Here is a 21,780-nt window from a genome sequence, read left to right as displayed (position 1 = left end):
ACATTGATCGATGTGGCTACACCTCGTTATTCCAGCGACCGGTGCAAATATCCCGGTCTTCAACGTGCTATGCTATTGACATTGATTACTGATTGCATTGCGAGGTAAATCATGCGGCATAATTTTCTTTTCACCCCGGCTGATGCCCTGCGCATCAACAAAAAAATGATGGCGCAGAAAGCTGCTGCGAATACGGCTGCGACATCCTTGAGCCACGGCGACAACCCGGAGCAAATTGCGACAAGGCAAGCAAGAAGCGGCAGCATGACTTTTTCGGTCAAGGAGATGAATGACGCCATGACCAAGGCCAGAGCGTTGTTAGCGGCGTGAAGCTGCGTGTGTCACCATGGCAGTGCACGTCTATGACCAGCTGGTAACAGGCCCCAATGACTTTATCGGGGCATTGGCATATTCGCTGTACAAGCAAACCAAGGTGGAGTGGGTCGTCAATTTGAAAGCAGCCAACGGTGGACTGGAACCGACGGCTGCCGAGAGCGTGATGTTTCATGACTTCAACGTGTTACCAGCTCAGCTACAGGGATACAAGGACCGGGCCACTGCGCTCGCGGCCAACTTCCTGAGCGTTGCGACCCAACAGCGCCTTGATGAATTGAGTGGTGACACGCTGCAGTCTGCACTCGCAAGCAAATTTGATGCTACGCATCAGGCTGTGGCCACTGAACTGGCATCGTACCGCAGGGAACTGGCAGCCAAGCGCGGCATCTATGGCTGGATGGCGGAAGTCGGCGCCGCATTAGTTACCAATTTCCTCACCATCGTGCTGGTTGCCCTGATTGCATATGGGTATGGTAAATTTAATGCCGCAAATTCGACTATCGACGCCAGGATAAGGCAAGCACTTCCTGCAGAGCCCATTCAGCCCAAGGTCGAAAAACCGGAAACGCCGGCAGCCAAGTCCAATTAGCCCGCGTCGCGCGACCCCGCATACCTCGGCAAGCCATCGGCCAGCTGCACCCACGCCACCTGCGTTGCCGTATAAATATGGCTTTGCGGCGGCAACTGGCCAGGCTCATCGAGGCTGCAGGTGGTCAGGTCGACCTCGTTCGCGTAGCGGTCATCTTCGAACATCAGCTGGGTACCGCAGCGCGGGCAAAAGCTGCGCTTGCCGTGTTCGCTGGAGACATAGGTCGCGGGCTGGCCCTGCAGCCAGCGCAAGTTGGCGCGCGGCACGCTGAACCAGGCGACGAACGGCGCGCCCGAGGCGCGGCGGCACAGGGAACAGTGGCAGGCGCTCTGGTGAAAGGCGCCCGCGCCCGCTTCATAGCGGATTGCTCCGCACAAACATCCTCCGTTCAGCATGGCATCCTCCATGGACCTACACGACGGCAATGATAAATAATAGCACCGCCATCGGCGCCTGCACCAGCACGATGCCGGGATGCGTGCGGCGCAACTGGGCCCATACATTCAGGCCCGGTACTTCCTCATGCGGGTGGTGCGCTTCGTCGCGCAGCGACATGGCATGCAAAAACATGCCGGCGATCAAAGGGCCGGGATTGACCCACCAGCCCTGTTCCAGCAAGCCGTGCGACAGGTAGACGGCCAGCACCCCGATCACCACGGGCGAAGCCCACACCACGGCAAGGATCATGCGGATGCCATAGAACTCGGCCAAGGTGCCCATGCGGTGCAGGCGCGTGATATCCGTGTCTTCCATGCGCTTGTCGATCGCCAGTTCGGCGCGGCCATACAAGGTCCACAAGCCGCCGAACAGGCAACCGAGCAGGATGCCAATCACGATGTCGGCGGCGAACACCGCATATTTGTTGACGTCGGCCGTGCCGATGCCCAGCGAGGTGTGGGCGGCCGCATGCAGGTGCAAGCTGGCCTGCTCGCCTTCGGCCGTCGTGTAGCGGTCGCGCACGTCATAGGTGCTGCCGATATACACCACGTTCTTGCGCAGCGCGTGGTCCGCCACGCCGGCCTTGCCGTCGATCAGTTTCACGCGCGTGCGCGTGGGGTCGAGAAATTCCTTCGCCACGGCGGTCGGGTGGAGTGGCGCGGTGACGGCGTTCTGCTCCTGGGCGTCCCTGGCGTCGCCATGGATTACCGGTTCGAACGCCCAGCGCGCCAGTTCCTTTTCGCTGTTGGTGCGCCTGGCCAGCTGGCACACGCGGTCGGCCAGTCCCACCACTTCCTTTTGCTCGGACAGCACGGCCGGAATCGGCTGCAGTTGCTCCTGCTCCTTGACGCCATGCGCCAGCTCGAAGGCGACGGCGGCCAGCACCGGGCTTTTCACTTCGATGCGCGTGACGGCGCCCATGCGCTCGCGAATGCGGGCGCTGGCGAAATGCAGGCCGGCGGCGCAGCGCGCGCGTATCCATGGCAGGTTGGCGTTCTGGTCCGACTGCTCGGGCAGGATCAGCACCAGTTGCCGGCCGTCCCGGGCAAGTTGGTCGAGCAGGCGGTCGAGCGCTCGCGCGCCCCCCTGGTGCTGCTCATACACGGCCGGCGCCAGGTCCAGGTCGATGGCCAGCACCTTGCTGCCGCGCGCGGCCGCGCTGGTGATCAATTGTTCGAGGCGCGAGCGCGCCAAAGGTTCGCGCTCGTCAAACACCTGCTCGAACGCGGGCTGGTCGATCTCGATAATGCCGGGCCGGTATGCTGCTCCCTGGTCGGTACGCGCGCGCACGAGCTGTCCGTGCTCGGCGCTGAAACGCAGCATGGCCGCGTCGAGCCACTCGAGCACATGAAAGCCCTCCAGCGCCAGCATCAGCGAGGCGATCAGGGCCGCGCCGATAATATGGTGCAGTAAATGCGTGCCCGTCAGCTTGAAGGCATGGCCCAGTTGCACGAAGGGCCACAGCAGGCGTTTTCCCAAACTCAGCCGTGGTGGCGGCGGTGCGGCGTGGTCGTCGCGATGGTCGGCATTCATGTGTTGATGGTCTTTCTGAAGCGTGCTTCTTGATAACAGTTAGTAACGACAAGAGTCAATAACGAAAAGAATATGGTATTGCAATAGTGCTCAGAAGCAGCGCACCCTTGACCGGCATCTTGAAATCCCATGCTGCACCGCAGGATGCGCCGCGCGCCGCTTCGTGCTACAACCGCAGGCACAGGAAAAGGAGACCGTCATGCCCTATGTGCGCCAGACCAGTCATCTCGAGCGGGTACGCAACCTGATCGCCGGCCGCATCGTCCACCCCGGCGAGGATGTCGCGCGGCTGGCTTCGTCCCACCGCCGCTCGCTCGACGACTACCGGCTCGACCCGGCCTGCACCACCGGCCCGCGCATCCTGACCAGCGGCGAGCTGCGAGCGATCCAGCAGGCCGAAGAAGGGTTTTTGCGCTCGACCGGCCAGTGCCTGCCGCGCCTGCACGCCATGGTGCGCGAAGCGGGCTACTGCGTGATCCTGGCCAACGTGCATGGCGTGACCATCGACTACGTCGTCGACCAGGCGCAGCGCAAGCATTTCAAGAAGGCCGGGCTGTACCCGGGTTCGTGCTGGTCCGAACACGAGGAAGGCACTTGCGGCGTCGCCTCCGTGCTGCTGGACCACGAGGCGATCACCGTGCACAAGAGCGACCATTTCCGCGCCGCCTTCACCGGCCTGACCTGCAGCGCGGCGCCGATCTTTGCGCCGCACGGCGAGTTGATCGGCGTGCTTGACGCGTCCGCCCTGGCCTCGCCCGACGCGCGCGACAGCCAGCGGCTGGTCAGGCAACTGGTGCGGCAAAGCGCCACCGTGATCGAGGACGGTTTTTTCCTCAAGTCGTACAGCCATTGCTGCATCGTGCTGGCGCACCGCAACCGCCACTTCGTCGAAGTGCAGCCGGAAATGCTGCTGGCCATCGATGAACACGGCGATATCGTGGCGGCCAATCGCTGCGCGCGCCAGGTGATCGGTGGCCTTGACGCCCTGCCCCGGCCAGTCAACGAGGTGCTGGAAGTGCGCGCCGAGCGATTGTTCGATGCGCGCGCGGGCCAGAACCTGCTGTCGCTGCGCCTGGCCGGCGCCGGCAGCTGGCTGCATGCGCGGGTGCGCGCGCCGGTGAAATCCCTGCGCAGCCGCCTGAAAAGCCTCACGCAAGCGCCAGCTCCCGCCTGCACGCCCGAGGAACTGGCCGAGCGCACGCGCATCGAACAGGCAATGAGGCAATCGAAATGGCGGCCCTTGATCGCGGCGGCCATGCTGGGCGTCTCGCGCGCCACCCTGTACCGGCGCCTGAAACACTTCCAGATCGTGCCGCCGCACAAACAATAGCGTGAGACTTTTGTCTCACGGCGCGTCGTGCTGCAATGCGCAATGCCTTGCCAAAGCGCGCGTGATACAACATCGTCAGCGGCGCAGTTGAACCTGCAACACCGCATTCCATCATCACGACATGAGGAGACACGATGACGATCACCCCCCATCAACACACGGTAGCTGCCCTGCTCGAGCAGCTCGAAGGCGCCTTGCGCGCCAATGACTTTGACGGCGCGGCACAGCTGTTCGAAGACGACGGCTACTGGCGCGACCTGGTGCTGTTTACCTGGAACCTGAAAACCCTGGAAGGGCGCGCGCAGATCGCCGCCATGCTCGCCAGCCAGCTGGGTGCCGTGCAGCCGGTGACGATGCGCATCGCCGACGGCGAACAGGCCAGCGAAGCTGCAGGCGTGACGCAATGCTGGATCACGGTCGAGACCAACGTGGCGCGCGGCGTGGGTTTTATCCGCATCCGCGACGGCAAGATCTGGACCCTGCTCACCACCATGAGCGAACTGAAGGGCTACGAAGAAGCCAAGGGAGGCCGGCGGCCCATGGGCGCCGAGCACGGCGCACACACCAATCGCAGCAGCTGGCTGGAACAGCGCGAGCGCGAGGCGGCCGAACTGGGCTACGAGCGCCAGCCCTATTGCGTGATCATCGGCGGCGGCCAGGGCGGCATCGCGCTCGGCGCGCGGCTGCGCCAGCTGAACGTACCGACGATTATCATCGAAAAGAATGCCCGGCCCGGCGACAGCTGGCGCAAGCGCTACAAGTCGCTGTGCCTGCACGACCCGGTCTGGTACGACCATATGCCGTATATCCCGTTTCCCGACAACTGGCCCGTCTTCACGCCCAAGGACAAGGTCGGCGACTGGCTGGAAATGTACACCAAGGTGATGGAGCTGAACTACTGGGGTTCGACCACCTGCGAGTCGGCCAGTTTCAATGAGGCTACCGGCGAATGGAGCGTCAAGGTGCTGCGCGACGGCCAGGCCGTCACCTTGCGCCCGAAGCAGCTGGTGCTGGCCACCGGCATGTCGGGCAAGGCCAACATGCCCAAATTCAAGGGCATGGAGGTGTTCCAGGGCGGGCAGCAGCACTCCTCGCAACACCCCGGACCGGACGCGTATGTGGGCAAGAAAGTGGTGGTGATCGGCGCCAACAATTCGGCCCACGATATCTGCGCGGCGCTATGGGAAGCCGGCGTGGACGTGACCATGGTGCAGCGCTCGTCGACGCATATCGTGAAATCCGATTCGCTGATGGACCTGGCGCTGGGCGACCTGTATTCGGAGCGGGCGCTGGCGACCGGCATGACGACGGCCAAGGCCGACCTGACGTTCGCCTCGATTCCGTACAAGTTGCTGGCGGATTTTCAAAAACCCGTGTTCAAGGCCATCCGCGAGCGCGATGCCGGGTTTTATGCGCGGCTCGAAGAAAAAGGCTTCATGCTCGACTTTGGCGACGACGATTCGGGCCTGTTCATGAAATACCTGCGGCGCGGCTCGGGCTACTATATCGACGTCGGTGCCTCGGAACTGGTGGCCGAAGGCAAGATCAAGCTGAAAAGCGGCGTCGGCGTGACGGAGCTGAAAGCCCATTCGGTGGTGCTGACGGACGGCACCGAACTGCCGGCCGACCTGGTGGTGTACGCCACCGGCTACGGCTCCATGAACGGCTGGGCGGCCGACCTGATCTCGCTTGAAGTGGCCAACAAGGTGGGCAAGGTGTGGGGGCTGGGGTCAAACACCACCAAGGACCCGGGGCCGTGGGAAGGCGAACAGCGCAATATGTGGAAGCCGACGCAGCAGCAAGCGCTGTGGTTCCATGGCGGCAACCTGCACCAGTCGCGCCATTACTCGCAGTATCTGTCGCTGCAGCTGAAAGCGAGAATGGAGGGGCTGGACACGCCCGTGTACGGGCAGCAGCAGGTGCACCACCTGTCTTGATGAGCTGATCGACAGACGAAAAAAATGGCGGCGGGCCACCGGCCCGCCGCCATTTTTTCATGTAAAACAATTACTCTTTGACCGATTCGATCGCAAACGTCAGGGTCACTTCATCGCTGACGGCTGGCGCATATTTACCGGCGTTAAATTCCGAGCGCTTGATCTGGGCCGTGGCGTTGGCGCCGCAAGCATCTTTTTTCAGCATCGGGTGCGGTGCGCAGTTGAACGAGGTGACGGTCAGGGTGACTGGCTTGGTCACGCCTTTCAGGGTCAGGTTGCCTTCGACGGTAGCCAGCTTGTCGCCCTTGAAGTTGAACTTGGTCGACTTGTAGGTAGCGACCGGGAACTTGGCGGTGTCGAGGAAGTCTTCGCCCTGGATGTGCGAGTTGAACAGGGTCGAGCCGGTGTCCACCGATTTGGTGTCGATCAGCACTTCGACGGAACCGGTCTTGGCGGCGCGGTCCAGGGTGATCTTGCCGGTGGTGTTATTGAAACGGCTTTGCTGGGTCGAGAAACCCATGTGGCTGTATTCGAAACGCGGGAAAGTGTGGCTGCCATCGATGACATAGACTTCCGGCGCGGCGAAGGCGGACAGCGAGAAGCCGGCGGCGGCGATAAAGGCGAACAGTTTTTTCATGGTCAGTTCCTGAAAGTGTGGATTAAGGTAAAACCGCCAGCAGCGCCCATGCACTGGGCTCGGCAAGCTGGTGTGGCTTCTGTTGCAATGATTATGCATGGCATGAAGATCGATGTAAAACGGAAAATTTACCTAGTTAGCATCGAAAAAATCGATAGTACCAGCAAAATCCCTGCATATCATACGTCTGTTGCCGATTATTCACCGCCCTGCTGAAAAACGCCAAGCCGTTAAATGCGAATGATTCTTGTTATTATCCATACCTTTTGCTGCGCCTGCAATATCGCGCCACATCCTCCATAATAAGAGACCTACAGCGAACCCTCCCTTCATGACCATCACCGCCAGCCTGGACCCCACCGATTTGAGCACCAGCCATACTCCCGCCCTGCCGCGCAGCGCGCGCCTGAAAGCCGATACCTCGGCCACCCACGACGTGCTCGACAAGCGCATCATGGCCGCCGCACCGTTCGACAACCAGCAAAACTATGTGCGCTTCCTGCAGGCGCAATATGCCTTCCTGCGCGATGTCGATACCCTGTACGACCATGCCGGCCTGGCCGCCCTGCTGCCCGACCTGCAACAGCGGCGCCGCTACGCCAGCATCGCCGCCGACCTGCGCGACCTCGCTACCAGCCTGCCGACCGACTCGCCGACGCCGCCCTTCGATGCGCAGCTGGACCTGGCCACCGCTTTGGGCTGGCTGTATGTCAGCGAAGGCTCGAAGCTGGGCGCGGCCGTGCTGTACAAACTGGCCGGCAAGCTCGGCCTTGATGAACACCACGGCGCGCGCCACCTGGCCGGCCACCCGGACGGCCGCGCGCGCCACTGGCGCGAATTCACCGCCGTGCTCGATGTCGTCCCGCTGGGCCAGGATGGCGAAGCGCGCCTGATCGAAGGCGCGCGCGCCGCCTTCATGCGCATGCACGGCCATGTCGAGGCGCAGGGACTATGATCGATACGGGTCCGGCCCCGGTGGCGACGCCTGCCGTGCGCGAAGCGCATGGCGCGCGCCTGCGCCGCTGGGCCTGGACGGCGGCCGGCATGCTGATGGTGGCGCTGGGCATTATCGGCGCCATGCTGCCCGTGATGCCCACCACGATTTTCCTGATCCTGGCGCTGGCCTGTTTCAGCCGCGCCTCGCCGCGCCTGGAACACTGGCTGCTGCACCATCCGCGCTTCGGCCACCCTTTGCGCCAGTGGCGCGAGCACCGCGCCGTCTCGCGCCGCGGCAAGGCCATGGCCTGCACCGGCATGGCGATCGGCTTTGTCGCCATGTGCCTTGGCCATCCGCCCTGGTGGGTGATCGCCCTGGTCGGCGCCATCGAAATCGCCGTCTTGATTTATCTGCTGCGCCGCCCGGAAGGCCCTGCGCCGAACAACGGCACGCCGACGAACTGAATTTTATTCGGCAAATAGTCCGGTCATCCGCTTTTCCCTGTCAGAAAGCCCTGCATAGACATTATTCGCATATCCAAAGCAAGAATCTGTCGTTAGAGTAATAACGCGCTTCGGGTATACTGTGCAACCGACGTCGCTCGGGCACTGCCAGCGCCGCGAGGCGCCAATAATAAAAGGAATCCGCATGACCACACCATCCCGCCCGCCGGTGATCCGCATCGAAGGCGCGAACAAGACCTTTGCGCTGCCCAAGGGCGCGCCATTTCACGCGGTCAGGGACGTCACGCTCGATGTCTACCCTGGCGATATCTTTGGCCTGATCGGCAAGAGCGGCGCCGGCAAATCGACCCTGCTGCGCCTGATCAACCTGCTCGAACGCCCGGACAGCGGCACCATCACCGTGGCTGGCCGAGAACTGACGCGCCTGTCGAAAAGCGAACTGCGCGACGCACGCCAGAATATCGGCATGATCTTCCAGCAGTTCAACCTGCTGCAAAACGCCACCGTGTTCGACAACGTCGCCTTCCCCTTGAAAATCCATGGCACGGCCAAGGGCGGGCAGGTTGCCGCGCGCGTCGAGGAATGCCTGGCGCTGGTCGGCCTGTCCGACAAGCAGCACAGCTATCCGGCGCAGTTGTCGGGCGGCCAAAAGCAGCGCGTGGCGATCGCCCGCGCCCTGGCCAGCCATCCGGACGTGCTGCTGTGCGACGAGCCGACCTCGGCGCTGGACGCGGAAACCACGCGCGCCCTCTTGGCCACCCTGCGCGACATCAACGCGCGCCTGGGCGTGACCATCGTGTTTGTCAGCCATGAATTGTCGGTGCTGGGCGCCATCTGCAACCGCGTGGCGGTGGTGGAAAACGGCGCGATCGCCGAACAGTTCGAACTCGCCGACACCGCCACCCCGCGCAAGACGGCGCTGGGCCGCGAGCTGGCCTATTACGGCACCGAAGCATTTGAAGCAAGCGCCTGGAAGGATGCCAGCCATGTTTAACGAGTCCTTCAATAACGTCGTCGCCCTGCTGCCGGAAATCTGGGTCGCCCTCGGCCAGACCATGACCATGCTGGGCATTGGCCTCACCGCCGCCATTCTGATCGGCGGCCCGCTGGGCGTACTGCTGTTTCTCGTGTCGGAAAAGCAGTCGCTGGAAAACCGCCCGCTGTCGATGATCCTCGGCTGGCTGGTCAACACCGTGCGCTCCTTCCCCTTCATCATTCTGCTGGTCGCGCTGACGCCATTTACACGCATTATCGCCGGCACCTCGATCGGCCCGCTGGCCGCTAGCGTGCCGCTGTCGTTTGCCGCCATTCCCTACCTGGCGCGACTGGTGGAACAGAACCTGCGTGAAGTGCCGCGCGGCGTGATCGAGGCGGCGCACGCCATGGGCGCCTCGGAAATGCAGATCATCGTGCGCGTGCTGCTGGTCGAAGCGCGCTCCGGCCTGGTGCTGGCCCTGACCGTGCTGTCGATCAGCTTCCTGTCCTATTCGGCCGTGGCCGGCGTGGTGGGCGGCGGCGGCATCGGCGACCTGGCCATCCGCTACGGCTACTACCGCTTCGAGACCGACATCATGGTCGTCACCGTCGCCATCCTCATCGTGCTGGTGCAGATCATCCAGTTCGCCGGCACTCGCATTGCCAAGCGCCTCGACAAACGTTAATTTAGAATCAAGGGAATCCATATGAACATCATCCGCCGCAACCTGCTCGCCGCCGCCATCGGCCTGTCCCTGGCCTTCTCGGCCCAGGCGAAAGATCCGAAGGAAATCGTCATCGGCACCAGTGCCGGGCCGTATGGCGACCAGCTGAAGATCGGCATCAAGCCGATTCTGGAAAAACAGGGCTACAAGGTAAAAATCGTCGAATTCAACGACTACGTGCAGCCGAACTATGCGCTGGCCGAAGGTTCGCTGGACGCCAATGTGTTCCAGCACATCGTCTACCTGAACAAATTCGCCACCGATAACAAGCTGGCCATCATGCCCTTGGTCACCGTGCCGACCATCCCCATCGCCATGTACAGCACCAAACACAAGGCCCTGACGGAAGTCAAGGATGGCGCCACCATCGCCATGCCGAACGACCCGACCAACCAGGCGCGCGCGCTGGTGGTGCTCGACAAGATGGGCTGGATCAAACTGAAACCGAACGTCGACCCGCTGCGCGCCTCCGAACGCGACGTGGCCGCCAATCCGAAGAAATTGAAACTGGTGCCGCTGGAGGCGGCGCAACTGCCACGCGCCCTGGCCGATACCGACTTCGCCTTTATCAACGGCAATTTCGCCCAGGCGGCCGGCATCAAGCTGACCAGCGCCCTGGTGGCCGAGAAAATCTCGGCCAGCTATGTCAACCTGGTGGCCATCCGCACCGCCGACAAGGGCAAGCCCTGGGTGAAAGACCTGGAAGCGGCCTACCGCTCGCGCGCCTTTCTGGATGTGACGAACAAGTATTTTGCCGGGTATGAGAAGACCGATTATCAGGTCGCGCTGGAAAAAGCCGGCGCGGGCAAGAAATAATCCTCCAGCGTCCAACCCCGAAGCCGTCAAGTAGCGTAACTGCGCCGCAAGCATGCCCACAAAAGGATTAAAACCCCAGTCGCCCGCAAACGCACACCGGGCCAAGCGGGCCTGAAAAATGTCGAGGGCAAGGCGCAGCGACGAAGACAGTACGAATGTACGGCGAGAAGCTGCAACGCCGCCATCGGCGTTTTCTCAGGCCCGCGTCTCCGGCCCGCCGTTTTCGGGCCAAGCGGGCCCGCCGTTTTTACGCGTTTGCGCCTTTCAATGCGTCGGACAACTGCACAGCATTCGGGTCTGCCCCCCAGCTTTTATTCTGCCCTTACAATAGCTTCCATCCCACTTTTGGAAAGAAGCCATGTCCGCCTTGCCCGCAACCCCACCCTCCGCAGCCCCCAACCGCTATCGCGCATTCCTGTTCGACATGGACGGCACGGTGATCAATTCGATCGCGGCCGCCGAACGCATCTGGGGCCTGTGGGCCAAGCGCCAGGGCCTCGATGTGGCGACCTTTCTACCCACCATCCACGGCGTGCGCTCGGTCGACACCATCGCCAGACTGGCCCTGCCCGGCCTCGATCCGCGCCAGGAAGCGCAGGGCATCACGGATGCCGAGATCGTTGACGTGGAAGGTATAATTGAAATTGCCGGCGCCCAGCGCTTTTTGCGCTCGCTGCCGCCGGCGCAATGGGCCATCGTCACCTCGGCGCCGCGCGCGCTGGCCATGGCGCGATTGAAGGCGGCCGGCATGCCTGTGCCCGCCGTGATGGTGACGGCAGAAGACGTCAAGGCCGGCAAACCCATGCCCGACTGCTATCTGCTGGCGGCGGAAAAGCTGGGCGTGTCGCCCGCCGACTGCCTGGTGTTCGAGGACGCCTCGGTCGGCATCGAAGCTGGAGTAGCGGCCGGCGCCAAGGTGATGGTGATCACGGCCACGCACGCGCATCCGCTGGCCACGCGCCATCCGGCAATCGCCAGCTATGAAGCGATGGTGGCGACCGTCGACGCAGACGGCTTTATCGTGCTGGCGCAGTCGGCTGCAACACGCGGCCAAGAATAGACTGTTCCAGCGCCGCAAATTGCGCGCTGCCGCGCTGGCGGGGGCGCGGCAGGTCGACCTTGACGTCGAGCGTGATCTGGCCGTCCTCGATCAACAGCACCCGGTCGGCCAGCGCCACCGCTTCGGCCACGTCATGCGTGACCAGCACCGCCGTAAACCCGCGCGCCAGCCACAGCGACTCGATCAGCTGCTGCATCTCGATGCGGGTCAGCGCATCGAGCGCCCCCAGCGGTTCGTCCAGCAACAGCAACTGCGGTTCGTGCACCAGCGCGCGCGCCAGCGCCACGCGCTGCTTCTGGCCGCCAGACAGCGCGGCCGGCCAGTCGTCGGCCCGTTCCGCCAGGCCCACCGTCCACAGCGACGCCGCAGCCGAACCTACGCCCCTCGGCAAGCCCAGCGCCACGTTTTCCAGCACGGTTTTCCACGGCAGCAGCCGCGCTTCCTGGAACATGATGCGGATATCGGGATCAAGCTTGCCAGAGCCCACCGTGATCGCGCCCTGATCGATGCTTTCCAGGCCGGCGATCGAGCGCAGCAAGGTGCTCTTGCCGCAGCCGCTGCGCCCGACGATGGCGACAAATTCGCCCGCGTCGAGCTTGAGGTCGACGTTTTTCAGCACCGGGCGCGTGGCATAGGACTTGCTCAGGTTTTCCAGCAGCAGCGGCACGCCGCTGCGCTCTTGCGCAGCGCGTGGCGCCACCCTGGCCCGCACGGGAGCGACAGGAGCGACAGGAGCATCGTGCGCGAAGTGGGAAAACAGATCCGTTTCGACTTGAATGGGAGCTAACAGCATGATAATTCCTTCTTAACGGTAGGCGGGATTCCAGCGCAAGCAGTATTTCTCCAGGCGGCGCGAAAACAGGTCGGCAGCCTTGCCCAGCAAGGCGTACAGCAGGATGCCGACCAGCACGACGTCCGTTTGCAAAAATTCACGCGCATTCATGGTCATGTAGCCGATGCCGGCCTGCGCCGAGATGGTTTCGGCGACGATCAACAGCACCCACACCAGGCCCAGCGAAAAGCGCACGCCGACCAGGATGGACGGCATGGCGGCCGGCAGGATCACGTCGCGGTACAAGGGCCAGCCGGACAGGCCGTAGCTCCTGGCCATTTCGATCAGGCCCTGGTCGGCCGAGCGGATGCCGTGAAAAGTGTTCAGGTAGACGGGGAAGAAGACGCCGACGGCCAGCAAAAACAGCTTGGCCGTCTCGTCGATGCCGAACCACAGAATCACCAGCGGTATCAGGGCCAGCGCCGGGATATTGCGCACCATCTGCAAGGTGGTGTCCAACAAGGTCTCCGCATGGCGAAAGCTGCCCGTCAACAGGCCCAGCAACAGGCCCAGTCCGGCGCCCACGCCAAAGCCGACACTGGCCCGCCACAAGCTCGTTTTCAGGTGCAGCCACAATTGGCCCGACTCCGCCAGGGTCCAGAAGGCTTTGCCCACCGCCCATGGTTCGGGCAGGATGCGGCTCGACAGCCAGCCCAGCTGCGAGGCCAGTTGCCAGCCCAGCAGCAGCGCCACCGGCAAGGCCCATGGCGCCAGGTTGTCGCGCCATGGCGTGGGCGCGCCCTTGCCATGGCTCCCCAAGGTCGCCGCCGCCATCTCAGGCCGCCTTCTTCTGCGGTGCGGCCGGCACGATATTGCTGGCCATGACTTCGCCGAACGGGCCCGAGAGCGACTGCTCGCCGACGGCTTTGCCCTTGCCCAGCAGCGGGAACACCAGTTCGGCAAAGCGGTACGATTCTTCCAGGTGCGGGTAGCCCGAAAAAATGAAGGTATCGATGCCCAGGTCCGCGTACTCCCTGATGCGCGCCACCACGGTTTCGGCGTCGCCCACCAGGGCCGTGCCGGCGCCGCCGCGCACCAGGCCCACGCCGGCCCACAGGTTCGGCGACACTTCGAGCTTGTCGCGGCTGCCGCCGTGCAGGGCCGCCATGCGCCGCTGGCCGACCGAATCCATTTTCGAGAACGCCGCCTGCGCCTTGGCGATCACCTCGTCGTCCAGATGGCTGATCAGCTCATCGGCCGCGCGCCAGGCCGCTTCATTGGTGTCGCGCACGATCACGTGCAGGCGGATGCCGAAGCGCACCGTACGACCGCGCCTGGCCGCGCGCGCGCGGATATCGGCAATCTTTTCGGCCACGGCGGCCGGCGGCTCGCCCCAGGTCAGGTATACATCCATCTGCTCGGCCGCCAGTTCATGCGCCGGCTCCGACGAGCCGCCGAAATACAGCGGCGGATACGGTTTTTGCACCGGCGGATACAGGGTCCTGGAACCCTTGACCTGGATATGCTTGCCTTCGAAATCATAGCCGGCGGCACCGCCCTCGCCGGCCAGGGTGGCGCGCCACACCTTGATGAATTCGTCCGAGATTTCATAGCGTTTGGCGTGGTCGGCAAACAGGCCGTCCGCTTCCAGTTCGCCCTGGTCGCCGCCGGTGACGACATTGATCAACAGGCGGCCGTTCGACAGGCGGTCAAAGGTCGAGGCCATGCGCACGGCCAGGCCGGGCGTCGACAGGCCGGGGCGCACGGCGACGAGGAACTTGAGCTTTTGCGTCACGCTGATCAGGGACGACGCCACCACCCACGCGTCTTCGCAGGAGCGGCCGGTCGGCAGCAGCACGCCGTCGTAGCCCAGCGTATCGGCGGCCACGGCCACCTGGCGCAGGTAATCGGCGTCAACGGCGCGCGCGCCTTGCGAGGTGCCCAGGTAGCGGCTGTCGCCGTGGGTGGGAATGAACCAGAATATATTCAATGACATGGTGTTCTCTATCTCTCTTGGTTTATTTGGTGGCGACCTGCTTGACCGGCAGCAGCGCGTCCTTGACAACGATGGGTTTGGGGATCAGCTTCAGGCTGGAAAACGCGTCGGCCACCTTTTGCTGGGCCGCGATCACGTCCGTCGACACCGGCTTGACGCCGTAGGCATAGCGCGAGGCGGCCAGCGCCACCACGTCGCGGCTTAACCCGGTCTGGGCCGACAGGATGGTCGCCACCTCGTCGGGATGGTTGCGGCCCCAGTCATCGACCTTGGCCACTTCATCCTGCACGATGCGCAGGATCTCGGGATTCTTTTCGGCGTAAGTGCGCGAAGCCAGGTAGAACTGGTAGTTGGCCACCAATCCCTTGCCATCGGCCAGCACGCGCGCGCCGATCTGCTTTTCGGCGGCGGCCAGGAACGGGTCCCAGATGGCCCAGGCGTCCACGCTGCCACGCTCGAAGGCGGCGCGCGCATCGGCCGGCGGCAGGAACACGGGCTGGATATCGGCGTAGGCCACGCCGGCTTTTTCCAGCGCCTTCAACAGCAGGTAATGCACGTTCGACCCCTTGTTCAGGGCGATTTTCTTGCCCTTCAGGTCCGCCAGGGTGCGCAGGGAAGACCCCTTGGGCACGACGATCGCTTCGCTGGCCGGCGACGGCGGTTCATTGCCCACATAGACCAGGTTGGCGCCGGCCGCCTGCGCGAAGATCGGCGGCGCTTCGCCGACGGTGCCGAAGTCGATGCTGCCCACGTTCAGGCCTTCGAGCAGCACCGGGCCGGCCGGAAACTCGGTCCATTTCACGCCCACGCCCTGCTCGGCCAGGCGTTTTTCCAGCGTGCCGCGGCCTTTCAGCAGGGTCAAGGTGCCGTATTTCTGGTAGCCGATACGCAGCTCGGCCTGCGCTTGCGCGTGAACCATGGTTGGCATGCCGGCCGCCATCACGCCGAGGCCGGCAAAGGTGGCAAACAGCAGGCCGACGGTGGCGCGGCGGGACAGGCGTTTTTCCTGGTGATCGGTCATGGCGGTTTCCTATGGTGTGAATGGTGAATCAGGCGGTTTGCAACGATGGGCAGTAGGGTTGTTCCTGCAGCGTGCGCGCTGGTGGCGCCAGGGTTTCGTCCGCAAGGACCAGCGGCCGGCGCGCGCCCTGCAAAATGAACAGGCCGGCCGACACCTCGGCAATGCCGGCCCGCACCCGCAGTTCGATCGCCGCGTCCAGGCTCAAGCCCCGTTCTTCATGCCAGTCCAGCTGCTGCGCATTGGCGTAGATGCTGGTAAAGACCTGCTTGGCGCCCAGCGCATGCAGCACCGGCCGCAGCGCATAGTCGAGCGCCAGCGTGTGGGCGTGGCCGCCGCCGGTGGCCAGCGGCAGCACCAGCTTGCCGGCCAGGCCGTCTTGCGGCAGCAGGTCGAGGAAGGCTTTCAGCAGGCCCGTGTACGATGCCTTGTAGATAGGCGTGGCGATCACGATGGCGTGCGCTTCGGCCACGGCGCGCACCGCGCTGGCGATATCAACGTCGTTGTAGTCAAACTGCAGCAGCGCGCGCGCCGGCAGGTCGCGCACATCGAGCTTGCTGTATGTATGGCCATGCAGCGCCAGCTGGTCGCCGATATGCTGCAGCAGGCGGCTGGAGCTCGAAGGTATCTGCGGGCTGCCGCCCAATAAAAGTATGCTCATGAGGTGGTCCCTGTAAGTGGTCTGTGTCGATAGGCGCTGCTCGATATGCATGCAGCCTATCGCCATCACGGCCCGTATAAAACGAATGCTTTCGCGCTTCGATATGTGTTTTTCGACTAAAGCGCCTCGACGCCCCGCAGCGTCCTCGCAACGACCCCGCTCACATTTTTTTGCATATCCATGCGCGCTTTTCTTCGTGTACGGCACTTCAATTCGGATGCAATACTGACTCCATCGATTTTCTGAAATGACTGCCATGTCCGCTGCTTTTATCTTTGCCCCCCCGCCACAAACGCCTGCGGCGCCACCTGACGCCATCGCCGTCGCCACCTTTCTGGCCGCCCGCCTGGCCGCCACCGCCAATGCCCGCGACCAGGCCGGCGGCCATGCTGCCGAGGAACGCGAATGGATACGCGACTCTGGCCTCCTGACCCTGTCGATTCCCGCGCAATTCGGCGGCCAGGGCGCCCCCTGGCCGCTGGTGTATCAAGTGATCCGCATCCTGGCGCGCGCCGACAGCGCACTGGCCCATGTGTTCGGCTTTCACCATTTGCAGCTGGCCGGTTTGCAGCTGTATGGCAGCGCGCAGCAGCAGCGCCGCTTGCTGACCTTGACAGTGGACGAGCGCCTGTTCTGGGGCAATGCGCTCAATCCGCTCGACAAAAGAGTCACCGCCACCGACAGCGGCGACGGCTTTGTTTTGGACGGCATCAAGAGTTTTTCGTCCGGTTCGGTGGGCTCGGACTGGCTGACGGTGTCGGCCTGGCACGCCCCCACGCAAACGGCGCTGATCGCCGCCCTGCCCACGCGCCAGCCGGGCATCACCGTGCAGCCGGACTGGGACGCATTCGGCCAGCGCCAGACCGACAGCGGCAATGTGCATTTCGAGCAGGTAGCGCTGCCGGCGGAGCTGGTGCTGCAATCGCCCGCGCAGGCGGCCACGCCGCAGACGACGGTGCGCTCGCAGATCGCCCAGCTGATCATGACCAATCTCTACCTCGGCATCGCCGAAGGCGCGTTCGAAGCGGCGCGCGGCTACACCAGCGAACAGGCGAAAGCCTGGTTTGCCTCCGGCGTGGCGCAAGCGGCTGACGATCCGCTGGTGCAGCACCGCTACGGCCAGCTCTGGCTGCTGCTGCGCCCGGCGCAAGTGCTGGCCGACCTGGCCGCACTGGAACTCGATACGGTGTTGCGCAAGGGCGCCCTCGTCACAGCGCAGGAACGGGGCCTGCTGGCCGTCGCCGTGGCCGAAGCGAAGTGTTTGTCGCACAAGGCGGGGCTGGAAATCAGCAGCCAGATGTTCGAACTGACGGGCGCGCGCTCGACCTCGGCGCAATTTGGTTACGACCGCTACTGGCGCAATGTGCGCGTCCATACCCTGCACGATCCCGTCGACTACAAGCTGCGCGACCTGGGGCGTTATGCGCTATCTGGCACCGTGCCCGAGCCGACCGCTTATTCCTGACACCCTCTCAACCATACGGAGACACCGCCATGACCATCGCCCGCCGCACCCTGCTTCTCGGCGCCCTGAGCCTCGCCCTGACCACCGGCCTGGCCCAGGCCAAGGACCCAAAAGAGATCACCATCGGCGCCAGCGCCGGCCCGTATGCGGACCAGATCAAGCTGGGCATCAAGCCCATCCTGGAAAAGCAGGGCTACAAGGTCAAGCTGGTCGAGTTCAACGACTATATCCAGCCGAACTTCGCGCTGGCCGAAGGGTCGCTGGACGCCAATGCCTTCCAGCATATCGTGTACCTGAAAAAATTCGCGCTCGAACACAAGCTGGCGCTGACGGACCTGGTCCAGGTACCGACTGCGCCAATCGCGCTGTACAGCAAGAAGCACAAGTCGCTCACCGAAGTGAAAGAAGGCTCGACCGTCGCCCTGCCGAACGATCCGACCAACCAGGCGCGCGCGCTGGTGCTGCTCGACCAGCTGGGCTGGGTCAAGCTGCGCGACAATATCGATCCGGTGCGCGCATCCGAAAAGGATATCGCCGTCAATCTCAGGAAAATCAGGATCTTGCCGCTGGAAGCGGCGCAGCTGCCACGCTCGCTGGCCGACACCGATTACTCCTTCGTCAACGGCAATTACGCGCTGGCCTCGGGCCTGAAGCTGACGGACGCGCTGCTGGCCGAGAAAATCCCGCCCAACTACATCAACCTGGTGGCGGTGCGCACGGCCGACAAGGACAAGCAGTTCGCGAAAGACCTGGCGGCGGCCTACCGCTCGCGTGAATTCCTCGACATCACCAACAAATACTTTGCCGGCTATGTCAAACCCGACTACCAGCAAGCCTTGCAGACGGCGGCCCGATAATGGTCAAGGCAATCCGCTTCAACGCCTTCCAGATGAACACCGTCGGCCACCAGTCGCCGGGCCTGTGGACCCATGCGCGCGACCGCAGCGACCGCTATACGGAACCCGAACACTGGACCGAACTGGCGCGGCTGCTGGAAAAAGGCCTGTTCGACGCCGTGTTCCTGGCCGATGTGCTGGGCGTGTATGACGTGTACCAGGACAGCCTGGACGCGGCATTGACGCATGGCGTGCAGGTGCCGCTGAACGACCCGCTGGCGCTGGTGCCGCTGATGGCGCAGGCGAGTACCCACCTGGGATTCGGCGTCACCTGCGCCCTCACCTACGAGCATCCGTACACGTTTGCGCGGCGCATCTCCACCCTCGATCACCTGACAAAAGGGCGCATCGGCTGGAATATCGTCACCGGGTATCTGGACAGCGCGGCGCGCAACCTGGGCCTGGACCAGCAACTGAGCCATGATGAACGCTACGACCTGGCCGACGAATATCTCGACGTGGTCTACAAGCTGTGGGAAAAAAGCTGGGACGACGATGCGGTGATCAACGACAAGGCGCGCGGTGTCTACGCCGACCCTGCGCGCGTGCATGCGATCAACCATGTCGGCCGCCACTACCAGGTGCCCGGCATCCACCTGTGCGAACCGTCGCCGCAGCGCACGCCATTGCTGTACCAGGCCGGCACCTCGCCGCGCGGCACGCGCTTTGCGGCGCGCCATGCGGAAGCGACCTTTGTCAGCGGCCCCAGCAAGACGGTGGTCAAGCGCTATGCGGACGACTTGCGCGCGGCCGTGCGGCAAGCCGGGCGCGATGGCGACGCGCTGGTGATCTATGCCCAGGCGCTGATCATCACGGGGGCCACCGAAGCCGAGGCGCGCGCCAAACATGACGATTACCTCAAGCATGTCGATATCGAAGCGGCGCTGGTGCTGCTGTCGGGCTGGACCGGCGTGGATTTTTCACGCCACCCACTCGACGCCACCATCGAATACATCGACTCCGACGCCGGCCGCTCGGCGCTGGCCTCGTTCAGCCAGGCCGACCCCGACCGGACCTGGACCGTGCGCGAGGCGGCGCAATATATCGGCCTCGGTGGCCGCGGCCCGGTGATCGTCGGCGATGCACGGCAGGTGGCCGACCAGCTGGAAAGCTGGCTGATTGAGACCGGCATCGATGGCTTCAACCTGGCGTTTGCCGTCGCCCACGACAGCATGGCGGACGTGGTCGAACATATCGTGCCCGAACTGCAGCGGCGCGGGCGCTACAGGACACAGTACGAGCAAGGCAGCCTGCGCCACAAGGTCTTCGGCCACGGTGCGCGCCTGCCGGAAAGCCATGCGGGCAGGCAGGTCAGCATCACGAGCAACGCCGCCGCGCTGGCGGCTTGAACTTTCACCTCACTCTCAGGACTCCATGAAACGCAGAACCGTGTTGCAACTGGCCGCCGCCGGCATTTTTCCAGGCCTTTCCCATGCTGCTACCCAGCCGCCCTTGAAAGAGCTGCGCCTCGACTACGCCTATTACTCGCCCACCAGCCTGGTGCTGCGCCGCTTTGGCTGGCTCGAAGAAGCGTTCAAGGGTGACGGCACCAGCATCAAGTGGGTGCTGAGCGCCGGCAGCAACCGCGCGCTCGAATACCTGAACGCCAACAGCATCGACATCGGTTCGAGCGCGGGCCTGGCCGCCCTGCTGGCGCGCGCCAATGGCAATCCGATCCGCGCACCATATATTTTTTCGCGCCCGGAATGGACGGCGCTGGTGGTGCGCAAGGACAGCGCTATCCGCAGCATCGCCGACCTGAAAGGCAGGAAAGTCGCCGCCACCAAGGGCACCGACCCCTATTTGTTCCTGCTGCGCGCCCTGAAGACGGCAGGCCTGAAACGTGGCGATATCGAACACGTAAGCCTGCAGCACGCCGACGGCCGCACCGCGCTGGAGCAAGGCAAGGTCGACGCCTGGGCAGGGCTTGATCCGCATATGGCGGCCAGCGAACTGGAAGCGGGCTCGCGCCTGATCTACCGTAACGTGGCCTTCAACACCTACGGTTTCCTGAACGTGCGCGAGGACTTCCTGGCCAGCCGCCCGACCGAAGTGGGCAAGGTCATCGAGGCCTATGAACGGGCGCGCGCCTGGACCATCGCCAATCCGGCCGAAGCGGCCAGGATCCTGGCCGAGGAAGCCAAGGTCAGCCTGCCGGTGGCGCTGCTGCAGGTGAAATTGCGCAGTGATTTTCAAACTCCGCAACCGTCGACCGAACATGTAAAAGCCTTGCTGGCGGCCGCGCCCATCCTCGTCGAAGAAGCGCTGGTCAAGCCGGGCGCGGACCTGAACCGCGCCATCAACGATCTGGTCGATACGCGCTTTGCAGTCCCTTACATCAAGAAGGCATAGGACCCGTCATGGCCAGAGATACGCTAGCAGCACCTGCATCGGCAGCGTGCGACCCTGGCACGCGCCGCACGCTGCGCCTTCCCCGTGCCACCCTGGGCTTGCTGCTGCCGGTGCTGGCCTTGATCGCGGCGCAAGCCGGCGTGCGCACCGGGCTGATACCGGCCAACCTGCTGCCGGCGCCCACCGAGATTGCCGCCACCATCGCCGGCCTGGCGCACCAGGGCCTGGGCGGCCATGTGCTGGCCAGCACCGTGCGCGTGGCCATCGGCTTTGCGGGAGGCGCGCTGCTGGCCATTCTATTGGGGGCGCTGGTGGGACTGAACCGCACGGCGCAAGCGCTGTTTGATCCTACGTTCCAGGCGCTGCGCGCGATTCCGTCGCTGGCCTGGGTGCCCTTGCTGCTGCTGTGGCTGGGCATCGACGAAGCGCCCAAGCTGGTACTGATCGGCATCGGCGCCTTCTTCCCCGTGTATATGGGCGTGGTGTCGGGCATCCGCGACGTCGACCGCAAACTGATCGAGGCGGCCCGCCTGTATCGCCTGAACAGGACCGCGCTGGCGCGCCGCGTGCTGCTGCCAGCCGCCCTGCCCGCCATCTTCACGGGACTGCGCAATGGCCTGAGCCTGGCCTGGATGTTCATGGTGGCGGCCGAACTGATCGCCGCCAGCCAGGGCCTGGGCTATCTGCTCAGCGACGGGCGCGAAACCAGCCGCGCCGATATCGTGCTGTCCGCAATCGTGCTGCTGGCCCTCCTGGGCAAGGCCAGCGACAGCCTGATGCGACGACTGGAAAACCGCCTGCTGGCCTGGCGCGACAACTATGCTCCTGCCTGAAGAAAGTCTC

General features: G+C 63.9%; 23 protein-coding genes. 15 read left to right on the top strand and 8 right to left on the bottom strand.

Annotated features, from left to right (window positions below; all coding sequences use genetic code 11):
- The first annotated feature begins 111 nt into the window (after positions 1-111).
- Both CD932_RS21360 and CD932_RS21355 read left to right on the top strand, forming a co-directional pair.
- Positions 112-330 carry a hypothetical protein gene (locus tag CD932_RS21360; RefSeq protein ID WP_094444811.1) on the top strand — a complete coding sequence of 73 codons (219 nt, stop codon included), beginning with the start codon at positions 112-114 and terminating at the stop codon, positions 328-330.
- 16 nt (positions 331-346) lie between these two features.
- Entirely contained in the window at positions 347-925 is a 579-nt protein-coding gene (locus tag CD932_RS21355; RefSeq protein WP_094444810.1) for a hypothetical protein, read from the top strand.
- Here the strand turns inward: CD932_RS21355 and CD932_RS21350 are convergent.
- Both CD932_RS21350 and CD932_RS21345 read right to left on the bottom strand, forming a co-directional pair.
- Positions 922-1,302 carry a GFA family protein gene (locus CD932_RS21350; RefSeq protein ID WP_254926699.1) on the bottom strand — a complete coding sequence of 127 codons (381 nt, stop codon included), beginning with the start codon at positions 1,300-1,302 and terminating at the stop codon, positions 922-924. The genes CD932_RS21355 and CD932_RS21350 overlap by 4 nt on opposite strands.
- 34 nt (positions 1,303-1,336) lie before the next feature.
- Positions 1,337-2,896: a CHASE2 domain-containing protein gene (locus CD932_RS21345; RefSeq protein ID WP_094444808.1), complete on the bottom strand. Its 1,560-nt coding sequence runs from the start codon at positions 2,894-2,896 to the stop codon at positions 1,337-1,339.
- Positions 2,897-3,095: 199 nt separating this feature from the next.
- On the opposite strand from CD932_RS21345, the gene CD932_RS21340 reads away from it, so the two are divergent.
- Together CD932_RS21340 and CD932_RS21335 are read left to right on the top strand one after the other, a co-directional pair.
- On the top strand, positions 3,096-4,226 hold the full coding sequence (locus CD932_RS21340; RefSeq protein ID WP_094444807.1) for a sigma-54-dependent Fis family transcriptional regulator: 1,131 nt from the start codon (positions 3,096-3,098) through the stop codon (positions 4,224-4,226).
- Between the two features lie 134 nt (positions 4,227-4,360).
- Positions 4,361-6,163, top strand: a complete 1,803-nt coding sequence (locus tag CD932_RS21335) for an NAD(P)/FAD-dependent oxidoreductase (protein ID WP_094444806.1) — start codon at positions 4,361-4,363, stop codon at positions 6,161-6,163.
- Between the two features lie 70 nt (positions 6,164-6,233).
- On the opposite strand, the gene CD932_RS21330 is transcribed toward CD932_RS21335, so the two are convergent.
- Positions 6,234-6,800 carry a YceI family protein gene (locus tag CD932_RS21330; RefSeq protein ID WP_094444805.1) on the bottom strand — a complete coding sequence of 189 codons (567 nt, stop codon included), beginning with the start codon at positions 6,798-6,800 and terminating at the stop codon, positions 6,234-6,236.
- Positions 6,801-7,131: 331 nt separating this feature from the next.
- Between CD932_RS21330 and CD932_RS21325 the strand changes: the two genes are divergently transcribed.
- The 6 genes from CD932_RS21325 to CD932_RS21300 all read left to right on the top strand — a co-directional run bounded on the left by CD932_RS21325 (position 7,132) and on the right by CD932_RS21300 (position 11,777).
- A complete protein-coding gene (locus CD932_RS21325; protein ID WP_094444804.1) occupies positions 7,132-7,755 on the top strand; it encodes a biliverdin-producing heme oxygenase in 624 nt (207 codons plus the stop codon).
- Positions 7,752-8,201 carry a YbaN family protein gene (locus CD932_RS21320; protein ID WP_094444803.1) on the top strand — a complete coding sequence of 150 codons (450 nt, stop codon included), beginning with the start codon at positions 7,752-7,754 and terminating at the stop codon, positions 8,199-8,201. Before CD932_RS21325 ends, CD932_RS21320 begins: the two co-directional genes overlap by 4 nt.
- Positions 8,202-8,385: 184 nt before the next feature.
- Positions 8,386-9,195 (top strand): methionine ABC transporter ATP-binding protein, encoded by an 810-nt coding sequence (locus tag CD932_RS21315; protein WP_094444802.1) that lies wholly within the window; start codon positions 8,386-8,388, stop codon positions 9,193-9,195.
- Positions 9,188-9,862, top strand: coding sequence for a methionine ABC transporter permease (locus tag CD932_RS21310; protein ID WP_094444801.1), 675 nt, complete (start codon positions 9,188-9,190; stop codon positions 9,860-9,862). The genes CD932_RS21315 and CD932_RS21310 overlap by 8 nt, the downstream gene beginning before the upstream one ends.
- Positions 9,863-9,883: 21 nt before the next feature.
- Positions 9,884-10,717, top strand: a complete 834-nt coding sequence (locus tag CD932_RS21305) for a MetQ/NlpA family ABC transporter substrate-binding protein (protein WP_094444800.1) — start codon at positions 9,884-9,886, stop codon at positions 10,715-10,717.
- A 358-nt stretch (positions 10,718-11,075) separates the two neighbouring features.
- Positions 11,076-11,777, top strand: a complete 702-nt coding sequence (locus CD932_RS21300) for an HAD-IA family hydrolase (RefSeq protein WP_094444799.1) — start codon at positions 11,076-11,078, stop codon at positions 11,775-11,777.
- On the opposite strand, the gene CD932_RS21295 is transcribed toward CD932_RS21300, so the two are convergent.
- The 5 genes from CD932_RS21295 to ssuE are packed head-to-tail and all read right to left on the bottom strand — an operon-like array spanning position 11,734 to position 16,224.
- Positions 11,734-12,570 carry an ATP-binding cassette domain-containing protein gene (locus CD932_RS21295; RefSeq protein ID WP_094444798.1) on the bottom strand — a complete coding sequence of 279 codons (837 nt, stop codon included), beginning with the start codon at positions 12,568-12,570 and terminating at the stop codon, positions 11,734-11,736. The two genes, CD932_RS21300 and CD932_RS21295, sit on opposite strands and share 44 nt — an antisense overlap.
- 12 nt (positions 12,571-12,582) lie before the next feature.
- A complete protein-coding gene (gene ssuC, locus CD932_RS21290) occupies positions 12,583-13,383 on the bottom strand; it encodes an aliphatic sulfonate ABC transporter permease SsuC (protein WP_094444797.1) in 801 nt (266 codons plus the stop codon).
- 1 nt (position 13,384) lies between these two features.
- Positions 13,385-14,545, bottom strand: coding sequence for an FMNH2-dependent alkanesulfonate monooxygenase (ssuD, locus tag CD932_RS21285; RefSeq protein WP_094444796.1), 1,161 nt, complete (start codon positions 14,543-14,545; stop codon positions 13,385-13,387).
- A gap of 22 nt (positions 14,546-14,567) precedes the next feature.
- Entirely contained in the window at positions 14,568-15,566 is a 999-nt protein-coding gene (locus tag CD932_RS21280) for a sulfonate ABC transporter substrate-binding protein (RefSeq protein ID WP_094444795.1), read from the bottom strand.
- A 28-nt stretch (positions 15,567-15,594) separates the two neighbouring features.
- On the bottom strand, positions 15,595-16,224 hold the full coding sequence (ssuE, locus tag CD932_RS21275; RefSeq protein ID WP_094445302.1) for an NADPH-dependent FMN reductase: 630 nt from the start codon (positions 16,222-16,224) through the stop codon (positions 15,595-15,597).
- Between the two features lie 256 nt (positions 16,225-16,480).
- On the opposite strand from ssuE, the gene CD932_RS21270 reads away from it, so the two are divergent.
- Genes CD932_RS21270 through CD932_RS21250 form a run of 5 tightly spaced genes read left to right on the top strand, consistent with a single transcriptional unit; the run spans position 16,481 to position 21,770 of the window.
- Positions 16,481-17,689 (top strand): acyl-CoA dehydrogenase family protein, encoded by a 1,209-nt coding sequence (locus CD932_RS21270; RefSeq protein ID WP_094445301.1) that lies wholly within the window; start codon positions 16,481-16,483, stop codon positions 17,687-17,689.
- Positions 17,690-17,718: 29 nt separating this feature from the next.
- Complete coding sequence (locus CD932_RS21265) at positions 17,719-18,546, top strand: MetQ/NlpA family ABC transporter substrate-binding protein (RefSeq protein ID WP_094444794.1); 828 nt, start codon at positions 17,719-17,721, stop codon at positions 18,544-18,546.
- Positions 18,546-19,934: an LLM class flavin-dependent oxidoreductase gene (locus tag CD932_RS21260; RefSeq protein ID WP_094444793.1), complete on the top strand. Its 1,389-nt coding sequence runs from the start codon at positions 18,546-18,548 to the stop codon at positions 19,932-19,934. The genes CD932_RS21265 and CD932_RS21260 overlap by 1 nt, the downstream gene beginning before the upstream one ends.
- 25 nt (positions 19,935-19,959) lie before the next feature.
- Complete coding sequence (locus tag CD932_RS21255) at positions 19,960-20,937, top strand: aliphatic sulfonate ABC transporter substrate-binding protein (RefSeq protein WP_094444792.1); 978 nt, start codon at positions 19,960-19,962, stop codon at positions 20,935-20,937.
- Between the two features lie 8 nt (positions 20,938-20,945).
- Positions 20,946-21,770 carry an ABC transporter permease gene (locus CD932_RS21250; protein WP_094444791.1) on the top strand — a complete coding sequence of 275 codons (825 nt, stop codon included), beginning with the start codon at positions 20,946-20,948 and terminating at the stop codon, positions 21,768-21,770.
- Positions 21,771-21,780: the final 10 nt, after the last annotated feature.

The sequence above is a fragment of the Janthinobacterium sp. PC23-8 genome (assembly GCF_002250505.1).
GTDB lineage: Bacteria > Pseudomonadota > Gammaproteobacteria > Burkholderiales > Burkholderiaceae_D > Janthinobacterium.
Note: the sequence above shows the minus strand (reverse complement) of the source record. Positions and strands in the feature narration are given on the sequence as shown.